The organism is Avibacterium sp. 21-595 (genome assembly GCF_023611905.1).
Lineage (GTDB): Bacteria > Pseudomonadota > Gammaproteobacteria > Enterobacterales > Pasteurellaceae > Avibacterium.
In genome coordinates this window covers 1505077-1517064 of record NZ_CP091455.1, presented here as the reverse complement: position 1 = coordinate 1517064, position 11988 = coordinate 1505077, and the positions used below count along the sequence as shown (strand labels likewise).

Here is an 11988-nt window from a genome sequence, read left to right as displayed (position 1 = left end):
TGGTTTCAATAAAATAATATAAAATTAAACCGCACTTTATGAAGTGCGGTTTTTTTTATATGCATATATTTAAATAAGATCTTTTATAAAGATAGCGAAAAAATCATTCAAATTTGATACATTCTTCCTCATCAGGATAGAAGTTATATTCAGTAATATTCTCAAGTGTCCGTTCTTCCTTGTTTATATCCTTATCCGACATTCCCTCAACATAAATTACTTTATTATGAGAAATAAACTTAAACCGATATTGATTTGTTTGATTTAGTTTGATTAATTTGGGGTTATTGCATCTTTTACTGAGTTCGTCGTACTCATATTTAACAAGCAAATAGTTAACATTTTTATCTGGTAATATTTTTTCTTTTAGTATTTTTTCTAAATAATATCGGTGTGAAACAGAAGCATAGAGTATGGGAAATAGAAGAAATAATGTATAAACTATATTTAATATTATATCATTAGAGTTTTCTTTATTAGATAATTTAATGTCAATTACAATGATAGCGATAGCGATTGGAAGGAAGAAAATCATAAAGGCAATAGTGGTGGCATAGATGAAAGAGAGTGCCTCTATCGTTATTGAGTAAAATAATTCACGGAATATTGGGTATTGCTGTATTGAATTAAGTGTTAAATCTGATATTGCTTTATCTATTTTAGAATCATATGGGGACATTAATATGGGTTTTATTATATAAAATGCCGTAGCCAATAGAGCGGTACTCATAGAAGTCATAAGCTGATATTTAAACTGATATTCACTAATAAATAAAGTGATATTTTTATTTTGTTGTATAATCCACAGTGCCGCTAGCACATTAATAATGCTTAACGACAGTATTCCAGTTATTGGGTTAAAAAAACGGGTGAGTTGTTCTATGTTAAAGTAGAATGAGAAATATCGCATTACCACAATATTAAGAATTATTGTAAAAATTATAATCCAATCGTTTATTGAACAGACAATATATTCTTTATTATCATCTTTATCATTGCTGTAAATACATAATGTGCATAAATTCGTAGCGATTTCATCAGATAATATCTTCATAATGATTTCCTTTTTATTGATGAGAGGTGTGAATTATGAATAACGCGATAAAGATAATCAATATATAAAAATTTGAATGGTATTTGTTAGATAAAACTTAAGATTTATATAAAGCGATATTGAATAGATAGAAATATGAGAGAAGATATTGGTTTATTAAGTGCGGTACAAAAATTTAAAATTTTCCGAAAATTTATACCGCACTTTTTATTTTACTCAAACACTGCCCAAATCGGTGCGTGATCAGACGGTTTTTCCATTGCACGAATATCTAAAGCGATGCCTGTATCGGTACAGCTGTCGATCAAATTATTACTTGCTAAAATATGATCAATACGTAAGCCACGGTTATCATCAAAGCCTTTGGAACGATAATCAAACCACGAGAATTTATCATTTGTCGTTGGGTTTAGGTGGCGGAAAGTGTCTGTTAAGCCATAGGCATATAAACGGTTATACCATTCTCTTTCTTCTGGTAAGAATGAACATTTTCCTGTGCGTAACCAGCGTTTGCGGTTTTCTTCACCAATACCAATATCTAAATCACTTGGGCTGATATTCATATCTCCCATAATAATAATTGGATTTTCTTTATTATGATCTTGTTCTAAATAACGTTGTAAATCCGCATAGAATTTTTCTTTCGCGGGGAATTTTGTTTCGTGATTACGGCTTTCTCCTTGTGGAAAATAGCCATTGATCACGGTGAGCAAGCCAAATTTTGTTTCCATCTCCGCCATAATAATGCGTTTTTGGGCATCTGCTTCATCAGTAGGGAAGCCTTTGTGAATGGCTTTCGGTGCTTGTTTTAATAAAAAAGCCACACCATAATGTCCTTTTTGTCCGTGATGGTAAACGTGATAACCAAGGTGTTCGACTAAGGCATAAGGGAAATCCTCATCCGCCACTTTAATTTCCTGCAGGCCTAAAATATCAGGTTGATACTGTGCTATGATGGCTTCTAATTGGTGTGGTCTTGCACGTAGCCCATTGATATTAAAAGACATTACTTTCATTTCATTTATTCCTAGTTGTACATTTAAAAAATTAAGCTGGCATTATACTAAGGTTTAGCTCATTTAAAAAATGATAATATTTTTTACCGCACTTTACTTTGTTCGGCAATCTGTTGATTTATATCATTAAATATGGCGCGAAATTTCTTTATGATAGACACGTTTATTCGTCAATAACAGGGAAGCAAATGACAGTAGTATGGTCTTGTTTAGTCAATGAACAGAAAGAATTAATTGAATGGGAAAATCACCAAGGAAAGGCATATCTTGAAAATTACCCCCAACTTATTGATTATGCACAGGCGTTGCTGGCTTCCAAACGCGATAACGTGCATTTCTATTATCAAGCTGATCAGCAATGGCTTAATGTCAGTTTACAACGTTATAAGCAAAGGTTTACCTTACTTACTGCGCAACAAATGCCGTTGCCTTTTGAGCTGAGTAAACGAGAACTTGAAATTTTAACCTTGCTCAGTAGTGGGCTAAGCAATGCGGAAATTTCTCAACAGCTTTTTATTAGTGAGCGTACTGTTGCCAAACACGTTGAACATCTTTTTCAAAAAACGCAGATTGACAATCGGACGAGTTTAGCGGTGTTTGCTATCACAGAAAATCTGTGTTGTTTGCCAACCCCGGGGGATTTGCCCCAATCTCTTTTAGCAACCTATGAAATTGAAGAACTCGCTAAGGGTAAAAAACTGTCGAAAAAAACACCGCACTTTATTCATTCCGCCATTTCTCGTCCTATCACCATTGGCGTGCCTTATGTGGAGCAAGGTATTGGGCAATGGGATACGCAGGAATTATGCAACGGTTCACAGTTAGCGGTCGAAATGATCAACCAACAAGGGGGAATTCATGGGCGACAAGTGCGGTTAGAAACTGTCGGATTTCGTGTTGATGATCCCAAAAGTATCCAACAAGCTTACCAAACATTGTTTGATAAAGAAGTGGATGCGATTTCGGCAAGCTATGCTTGCTATTCCCCTGATTTACACGAATGGATTGCAAGCAAGGGAATTCCGTATATTCATCTTGCTACTCATAGTGATTTAGGAAAGTCGCAACATAGGCAAATTAAAAATATTTTTCAAGCCTGTGCAAGTGATATTAATTATGGCGCAGGTGTTGCGCGTTTTATTCAGGCTTATCAATATCATTATCCGCAAGTTGTGAAAAATAAAAGGATTTTAGTGGTTACAGTAACGTGGCAAAAAATTGATATTGGTATTGAAAATCTGATTATTCAACTGCGTAACGCACATTGGTATGTGGAAGTGCTAGCATTAGAAAAATCATCTGATGTTTTCAATGTGTTAATGAAACAGGTTCATCATATTGATCCCACTTTAATTGTGTTTGCCTCTTATTTTGCTGAAGATATTCTCGCTTTTTATCAATGTTTTATACAGAATCCAATTAATGCAATTATTTATAGTATTTATGCCCCCTCTGTATTTTTACCACAAGAAAAGCAATGTGAAGATGTGTTATGGGCAAGTACAACGGGATTAAGTATGAATTATGCGGGACAAAAATTCCGCCAACACTATCAGCAATTATTTCACCACCAACCGAGTTATTCACAAGCCAGCGTGGCTTATGATCAAATTCAAATTCTCGCGAATGTTTGGCGGCATAGCCCTTCCCCAAGAGCCTTTAGAGAAGTCATTAATGGCATTCGATCCTTAGCGTATACTGGGGTAAACGGTACTTATTATTTTGGTGGTGAAGTTCAAGCTGGGCTTACTTATCCTGATAATACAAAAGATCTTTCAATTAGCCAGCCTCATTTATTATTCCAAATTCAGCAAGGAAAAAGTACCGTAATTGCGCCCGATGTTTTTGCTGAATCGGTATTTAGATTGCCTCATTGGTTCCGTATTTAACGGTTCTTTTTTGCGTTATATCAAATTTTACTAATCCTTAAGAGGTAAATACGTAACTTTACGTATTGAGTACTTCGATGCCCACCTTATAATTTCTTTCATTATTCTACCTATTTTGATGTATCAATTTTATGTGGGGGGGCTATGGCAAAATTAAATAAAAAATTTGTATTAGGCAGTTTATTTGGCATATTGCTTGGTGTTGGCGTGTTTGCTGGATCGCAATACGCAATGAAAGCAACCAGTAGCACAGAATTTTGTGTGAGCTGCCATTCAATGGAAATTCCCAAACAAGAATGGGAAGGAAGTGTGCATTTTTCAAACCGCAAAGGCGTAAGAGCGGAATGTGCGAATTGTCATATTCCACAGGATTCCGCATTCCATTATGTAAAAACGAAAGTGATGGCATTAAAAGATGTGTGGAATACCTTTGTGGTGGATAAATTACCAGATCAAGACGCTTATGAAACCCATCGTTTAGCAATGGCAAAATCAGTTTGGGCAGAGATGAAAGCAAGCGATTCGGTTACGTGTAAAAGCTGCCATAATCAAGAGGCAATGGTGTTATCCGAACAATCTGAGGCAGCTCAGAAAATGCATAAAATTGCACAAGAAACCAACCAAACCTGTATTGATTGCCATAAAGGAATCGTTCATTTTATGCCTGAAATGGAAGTGGATAACAATGAAGCAAACAGTGAATTAGCAAAACACAGTGGGCAATTTTCGACTGAAGATAAAACCCTATATAGCTTAGCGATGGCAAATGCAACGTTGCAAGAGGGGGGAACGATTCGTTTAATGCCTTATGCTGAATTAACTGATTGGAATACGGCTGATGAACAAGTTAAAGCCACATTAAGCGGTTGGCAACAAGAAGGGGCAGAAAGTGTCGTATATATGGATTTAGGCAAACGTATTATGGTGGCATTATTAGAAAATGTTGCCCAAGAGAAGATTCAAGTGATTCGTTCTGTTTATGATGAAGTCACCGCAGCGAATTGGAAAGAAATTCGTTTACCTATTGTTGTACCAAAATCAAATTTAACCGCAGATTTAACCGCACTGAATCAGTTTGGTAAAAACTTAAATGAAACCTATTGTAGTGGTTGTCATGCGCCTATTTCTGCCGATCATTACACAGCAAATCAATGGATTGGTGTGGTCAATTCAATGAAAGATCGCACCTCGTTATCTGATGAGGATGTACGCACATTAACAATTTATTTGCAGCGTAATGGTAAAGATATGGCTAACTTATCGCATTAGTATCGTAATAGTGGATTAAAATCAGGCAAGCAAATACCCATTATTGTCGTTTTAATCCACCATAAATAGTTTCCTAATAGGAATAAATACTAACCACTTTTGTTAGTATTAGGCTGACTCCGAGCTTGTGAACCTAAGTCGAAAGATATGGAAGCAATGCCTGCAACCTGTTTGCACAATGGTATAGTTAGAAATGATTATGCCACTCGTTTTAGAAAGGTGTCGTAATTTTAATACCCACTATCTAATTACAAGTGCGGTAGAAATTGAAGTAATTTTTCTGAGTAAATAGATTTGTGGATCGTCATTACTAGGGTTAAAAAATGAAAAAACAAGACAATATTAATGCAAGTCGTCGCGATTTCATTAAACATTCTTCACTTGGCCTTGCAGGAACATCTTTAACGGGCGGTGTTGTTGGCTCTTTAGTTACCTCTCAGCCAGCCCTTGCAGCCGAACAAACAACGGTTGTTACAGCCGCTCACTGGGGGCCATTAGGCGTTGTGTTAGAAGACGGTAAAGTGGTTAAATCTGGGCCAGCCATTCCTTCTCCACTTGTTAATGAATTACAAACTGTTGTTGCGGATCAACTGTATAGTGAAACACGCGTAAAATATCCTATGGTGCGCAAAGGATACCTAGAAGGAAATAAAGATACGACATTACGTGGTAGAGATGAATGGGTACGAATTTCTTGGGATAAGGCATTTGAACTTGTCGCAAATGAAATGAAACGCGTGCGAGATAGTTATGGCCCAACTGGCATTTATGCGGGGTCTTATGGGTGGTATAGCTCTGGTGCGTTGCATGCAGCAAGAACATTATTACACCGTTATTTAAATGTAACGGGTGGCTTTGTTGGTTCAAAAGGGGATTATTCTACTGGGGCAGCACAAGTGATTATGCCACACGTTTTAGGCACGATAGAAGTTTATGAACAGCAAACAAGTTGGGATGTCATTTTAGAAAGTTCTGAAATTGTCGTATTATGGTCGGCAAACCCACTCACCACATTGCGTATTGCTTGGACCTCCACCGATCAGCAAGGTATTGAATACTTTAAGAAATTAAAAGAAAGCGGGAAACGTATTATTTGTATTGATCCTGTAAGAAGTGAAAGTTGTGAATTCTTAGGTGCGGAATGGATCCCAATTAATACCGCAACAGATGTGCCATTAATGTTAGGTATCGCCCATACATTGGTTAGCGAAAATAAACACGATAAAGCCTTTTTACAAAAATATACGGCAGGCTATGATAAATTTGAGGAATATTTGTTAGGCAAAGCCGATGGACAGCCAAAAGATGCCGCTTGGGCAAGCAAATTAACGGGTGTTCCTGTTGACGTCATTAAGCAATTAGCCACTGATTTCTCCACTAAGAGAACAATGCTGATGGGGGGATGGGGAATGCAACGCCAACGTCATGGTGAACAGAGCCATTGGATGATGGTTACCCTTGCCTCTATGCTCGGACAAATTGGCTTACCGGGTGGTGGATTTGGTTTCAGTTACCATTATGCAAATGGTGGCGCACCAACGGCAACAGGCGGTATTATCGGTTCGATTACCGCAAATCCATCTGCACAAGCTGGAGAAAAAACGTGGTTAGATGAAACATCAAAAATGTCTTTCCCAGTAGCGCGTGTCGCTGATGCCTTATTAAATCCCGGAAAAACAATCCAATACAATGGTACAGAAATTACCTATCCTGATATTAAATTGGTTTATTGGGCGGGCGGAAACCCATTCGTACACCACCAAGATACTAACACATTGGTTAAGGCGTTTTATAAACCGGAAACCTTCATTGTTAATGAAGTCAATTGGACACCAACAGCACGTATGGCGGATATTGTATTGCCTGTTACCACAAGCTATGAGCGTAACGACTTAACAATGTCAGGCGACTATTCAATGATGAATATTTATCCGATGAAACAAGTTGTCTCTCCGCAATTTGAAGCGAAAAATGATTATGATATTTTTACGGAATTAGCGAAACGTGCCGGTGTAGAAGCACAATTTACCGAAAATAAATCGGAAATGGATTGGTTAAAAGGCTTCTACCAAACCGCATTTGATGCGGCACGCAAAAATCGTGTATTAATGCCTAAATTTGAAAAATTCTGGGAAGAAAATAAACCGATTACCTTTAAAGCAAGTGAAAAAGCGAAAAAATGGGTTCGTTATGAAAATTTCCGCAATGATCCCTTACTTAATCCACTTGGCACACCATCAGGTAAAATTGAAATTTATTCTGATGTGATCGCCAAAATGAATTATGATGATTGTAAAGGCTACCCAAGTTGGATGGAGCCAGCCGAATTTGCGGGCAACACAACACCAGAAGCGCCCCTTGCTTTGGTTACACCACATCCATACTACCGTTTGCATAGCCAGCTTGCTCACACATCATTACGCCAAAAATATGCGGTAAATGATCGCGAACCCGTGCTAATTCATAAAGATGATGCGGCAGTGCGCGGTATTGTTGATGGCGATATCGTTCGTATTTATAATCAACGCGGACAAGTGCTTGCTGGTGCTGTTGTTACTGATGGTATCATCAAAGGAACAGTCGCCTTACACGAAGGGGCTTGGTACGATCCAGCGGATCTTGGACAATCGGATAAACCATTATGTAAAAATGGTTGTCCAAATGTACTGACCCGAGATGAAGGCACATCAAAACTGGCACAGGGTAATTCACCAAATACCTGTATTGTACAAGTGGAAAAATTCACTGGTGAAGCCCCTGCGGTTACAGTCTTTAAACAACCAAAACAATCAGCTTAATCACTGAGTAAAAATGAAAATCAGCCTCTAGGGGCTGATTTTTTTCGTCATAATTAATTGCTGTTTAGCGTTGAAATAAGCCCACATTGGTTTGGCTTACTGTATTCTCTGTGTCAAGCCAGCCTATATTATTGGAAGTAAGTAGCTATCAAGTGCGGTTGTTTTTTTGCGAGTTTTACATAAATAGGTTTTAAGTTATGGGAGAAAATTTCTCGTGGTTATAAGCTAAAAGCGTATTATTGCTTTTTCTACCCCAAAGTTTCGCAAAACAAAACCCAGCGATAGGCTGAGTTTTATGGTGATTAATGAAGTGCGGTACTTTTTTTATGAATTTCCAACAAATTTTCTTCTTGCTTAGGCATTTGTAGATAAAAGCCTTGTTGTTGGATTTTTTCGAGAACTTCTTGATTATCTGCGTTGATTAAAGACTTGTCTCCTTTAAGATTAAATAACATCACAAAAATAGGTGTGCCGAAATTATTGCGTAGCGTTTCGGGAATGGCGGAAAACTCATCGCGTTTCGCGATGTATAAATACATTCCTGCTTTTTTCTTACTTTTGTAAATCGCACAAATCATAAGCGTTTCCTAGTCTTCGGCTTGTTGTTTGTTTTGGCGGGATTGTTTCCATTTCCAAAAGACAATCAGCGCAACGACGGCAATAATCACATAAATAACAAATTGTCCTTTCTTGATTTGCTCATTGAGCCAATCTAAATTACTTGCCCCAAAATGACCTAAATAGACCCAAATTGGCACAGAAATAATCGCAGCAAAAAAATCAATCAGGACAAAGCGGATAAAACTAACGCGGCGGGTAATACCTGAAACCATATAAATTGGCGCTCTTAATCCGGGCAGAAAACGGGCGGTAAAGAGAACACGGTTGCCGTATTTATCAAATTGGGCGCGCACCATTTGTAAGCGTTTTAAGGTGAGTATTTTGCGAATTGGGCGGAAACGTAGGATTTTTACGCCATAAAGGCGTCCTAGCCAATACATTGTGCTGTCGCCAAGTAGCACACCCAATATACTGACTACCAGCATAATATGTGGATTGGTATAGCCTAAGCCAGAAATCACCCCGCCTGAAACAAGGGTGATGTCTTCAGGAATTGGCACACCAAAACCACAGATAATTAAAACAAACAGCACCGCGAAATAGCCATAGTCAGTAAAGAAGTTGATTAAAAATTCCATATCAAACCCGCATTTAATTTGCCACAATGGTGAAATTCAAGATGCTGATTATTGTAACTTTTTTTGTGAAAATAGCCATTAAAAATGTGGAAATAAGTGGATTTCTATTTGCCTTAAGGGCGGGCATTGATTATAATTTGCGACCTCAAAGATTCCTTTGAGCTTGATTTTATGAAATCGCTGGGTCGCCTGCGATTTTTTCGATTAACTTTTTATTAAAGAGAATACAATTATGTCATTCAAATTTAACGCTGAAGTGCGTACAGCGCAAGGTAAGGGTGCGAGCCGCCGCCTGCGTCATAATGGTCAAATTCCTGCAATCGTTTATGGTGGGAATGCAGAACCTGTTTCAATCATTTTAAGCCACGATGAATTAAACAATGCTCAAGTACACGATACTTTCTATTCAGACGTGATCACCTTAGTGATTGATGGTAAAGAAGTGGCAGTAAAAGTGCAAGCAATGCAACGCCACCCATTCAAACCGAAATTAGTTCATATCGACTTTAAACGCGTTTAATTCCGTATTGAATGAAAAAGCACCTTTTTTAAGGTGCTTTTTTGTTATCCCCGTTTTAGAATGTATATTCAATTTTTGCCCAATAAGTACGAGGCATTCCAAGCACGGCAAAACTGCGGTCATATTTTCCGCGCTGTACTTGCCAATAATGCTTATTGAACAGATTTTCTACTCCAGCTCGAAGGATAACCTCTTGGTTTTGGGACATTTTGAAACGATATTTTGCCCCAAGATCTATGGTGGCATAAGACGGAAATTTATAGGTTTTTGCGTAATCTTGGTAAGATTTTCCATAATATTGCACTGCACTACTTAATAACAGATTTGGTGCGAAACTTGGTTCCCATTCTATGGCTGATTTGGCAATAATGCGTGGGCTTGCCACTTGAACGCCGCTGATGATTTCCCCCGCATAGCTTGAGAAGTCAATGAGATCGCCTTTGTTGTAAGTGATGCCGAAACTTGGTCGTAAGCGACCTTTAAGTAAATTTGCGTAAAGGTTAAATTCAATTCCACGATTACGTTCTTTGCCCTGCTCCTCTCCGGAAGTGCGGTGATATTTTGTGGCAGATTTTGCACTGATGATACCAGGGCGTGTGATTTGGTAAAGGCTAAGGGTGGTGGTGAAGGTGTCCCCCCAGTTTTTTCTTGCTCCCAGCTCAATTTGACGGCTTACGCGTGGATTAGTCATTGTGCCATCTTCATCTACATAACCAGGTTCAAGATCTTCTAAATAATTTCCATAAAGGACAAAATTGGAATTAGGCACCCAAGCAAGGGTAAGCATTGGGCTAAAGCGGTGCGATTTGCCGTCTGTTTTTATGGATTTTTCTCCTGTTATTGTGTTGGTTTGATAGTTGGTTTGTTTAATCCATTGTAAGCGACCGCCTAAGGTTAAACGAATTTGATCGTCAAATAGCCCGAGCGTATCCGCTAAAGCAAGACTGTAAGATTTTAATTTTTGATCCGTATTGCCTTGGGCTAGAGGTTTGAAGTTATCCACTTGAGCAAAGTGAGGGGCGTAGAGATTGCCACCAGAAAATGCTTTAAGCACAGGGCTTTGATCAAAATCTCGTTCGCGTAGTACCGCATCAAAAGCTACATTCCAATTATGGCTTAATGTGCCAGTAAAATGATTCCCTTGTAATTTTAAATTTCCGCTGGTAGTGCGAGTGATAAAATCCATCGCACGCATTTGGCTGATTTTATAATCACCGTTAGGTTGAATATGGGTGGCAAGAATTTGTCCAAAATTGCCGTAATAATTTGATGTCATATGTCCAATGCCGCCAGATAAAGTCATCTCATAAGGTAAGTCATAAGAAGCAGTAAGCATAATGGTTTGATCCCGCGTGGTTTGTCCTGACCAAGTAGGGATTAAATTGATCTGACCATTTGGTGCGGTTGGTAAGGCATAAGTGAGATTTTGAATATCTTGCACCCTTGCGCGCCCACCCTGTGTGGCACGTTTGGCATAGAGATAATCCAAATCAACGCGTAATTTTTCACCACGATAATCGGCGGAAATGGCGAATTCTTTATTGCGTTCATAATAATGATCGCGCGCTGTATCGCCATCACGATAGAGTCCATTAATGCGAATGCCCCATTCTTTATTTGCCCCAAAACGGCGACCAAAATCAAAAGATTCTTGTAAACGGGAATTGCTAAACCAAGTAAAGCCAAGACGATTGATGTTTTTATCAGTAGCGTGTTTGGTTTCAATATTAATTGACGCGCCTGATGAACCTTCAGGATCCATTCCCACAGTGGCAGTAGAGGCACCTTTAATTAGCTGGGCTGAGCTGACAGCAGCGGTTGGGGAATTGTAAGTGGAATATAATCCTGCTAAGCCGTTTAAACTAAATTGACGGGCATCTAATTGTAAACCACGCACATAAACGCCTTGCAAGGTGTTAGTTTCACCACCAAAATTCATTACAGAAGCATCGGTTTTTGCGATTGCATCAACAATATTGCGAGGCTGGCTATCAGCTAGTGCCTGTTCATCATAATTTGCTACGGTGATAGGCGAGGTAAAGGCAAGTTGTTCGCCTAAAAGGCTTAAATTGACTTCTGATTTGAGCTTATTGGTGGCTTTGAATTTTTCTAATTCAGTAACCACATTGATTTCATCTAACGATTGGCTCGTTTCAGCTGAAGCGGAAAAAGAAACCCCAAAGAAAAGTGCGGTGTAAATTGTGCTTAATTTTACAGGAATGGAATATTGCATAAATTTCTCA

The 11988-nt window shown here is 38.4% G+C and carries 9 protein-coding genes and 1 riboswitch; of the genes, 4 read left to right on the top strand and 5 right to left on the bottom strand.

What is annotated here, in order from left to right:
• Window positions 1–103 precede the first annotated feature (103 nt).
• Both L4F92_RS07025 and xthA read right to left on the bottom strand, forming a co-directional pair.
• On the bottom strand, window positions 104–1054 hold the full coding sequence (locus tag L4F92_RS07025; RefSeq protein ID WP_250363184.1) for a hypothetical protein: 951 nt from the start codon (window positions 1052–1054) through the stop codon (window positions 104–106).
• Window positions 1055–1266: 212 nt separating this feature from the next.
• Window positions 1267–2070 (bottom strand): exodeoxyribonuclease III, encoded by an 804-nt coding sequence (xthA, locus tag L4F92_RS07020; protein ID WP_250350514.1) that lies wholly within the window; start codon window positions 2068–2070, stop codon window positions 1267–1269.
• A 188-nt stretch (window positions 2071–2258) separates the two neighbouring features.
• Between xthA and L4F92_RS07015 the strand changes: the two genes are divergently transcribed.
• From L4F92_RS07015 to torA, 3 genes are all read left to right on the top strand, one after another.
• Window positions 2259–3959, top strand: a complete 1701-nt coding sequence (locus L4F92_RS07015; protein WP_250363183.1) for a LuxR C-terminal-related transcriptional regulator — start codon at window positions 2259–2261, stop codon at window positions 3957–3959.
• A gap of 144 nt (window positions 3960–4103) precedes the next feature.
• Window positions 4104–5228 (top strand): NapC/NirT family cytochrome c, encoded by a 1125-nt coding sequence (locus L4F92_RS07010; protein ID WP_250363182.1) that lies wholly within the window; start codon window positions 4104–4106, stop codon window positions 5226–5228.
• A gap of 105 nt (window positions 5229–5333) precedes the next feature.
• Window positions 5334–5466, top strand: a riboswitch (molybdenum cofactor riboswitch).
• A gap of 85 nt (window positions 5467–5551) precedes the next feature.
• On the top strand, window positions 5552–8026 hold the full coding sequence (gene torA, locus L4F92_RS07005; RefSeq protein ID WP_250363181.1) for a trimethylamine-N-oxide reductase TorA: 2475 nt from the start codon (window positions 5552–5554) through the stop codon (window positions 8024–8026).
• Between the two features lie 302 nt (window positions 8027–8328).
• On the opposite strand, the gene L4F92_RS07000 is transcribed toward torA, so the two are convergent.
• Both L4F92_RS07000 and L4F92_RS06995 read right to left on the bottom strand, forming a co-directional pair.
• Window positions 8329–8604 carry a YcgL domain-containing protein gene (locus L4F92_RS07000; RefSeq protein ID WP_250350510.1) on the bottom strand — a complete coding sequence of 92 codons (276 nt, stop codon included), beginning with the start codon at window positions 8602–8604 and terminating at the stop codon, window positions 8329–8331.
• Window positions 8605–8613: 9 nt separating this feature from the next.
• Window positions 8614–9225 (bottom strand): DedA family protein, encoded by a 612-nt coding sequence (locus L4F92_RS06995; protein WP_250350509.1) that lies wholly within the window; start codon window positions 9223–9225, stop codon window positions 8614–8616.
• A gap of 232 nt (window positions 9226–9457) precedes the next feature.
• Here L4F92_RS06995 and rplY point away from each other — a divergent pair, with 232 nt between their 5' ends.
• Window positions 9458–9745, top strand: a complete 288-nt coding sequence (gene rplY / locus L4F92_RS06990) for a 50S ribosomal protein L25 (protein ID WP_250363180.1) — start codon at window positions 9458–9460, stop codon at window positions 9743–9745.
• A gap of 55 nt (window positions 9746–9800) precedes the next feature.
• Here the strand turns inward: rplY and L4F92_RS06985 are convergent, their stop codons facing one another.
• The gene (locus L4F92_RS06985) at window positions 9801–11978 is read right to left on the bottom strand and encodes a TonB-dependent receptor (RefSeq protein WP_250350507.1); all 2178 of its coding nucleotides are present in this window, start codon (window positions 11976–11978) and stop codon (window positions 9801–9803) included.
• Window positions 11979–11988: the final 10 nt, after the last annotated feature.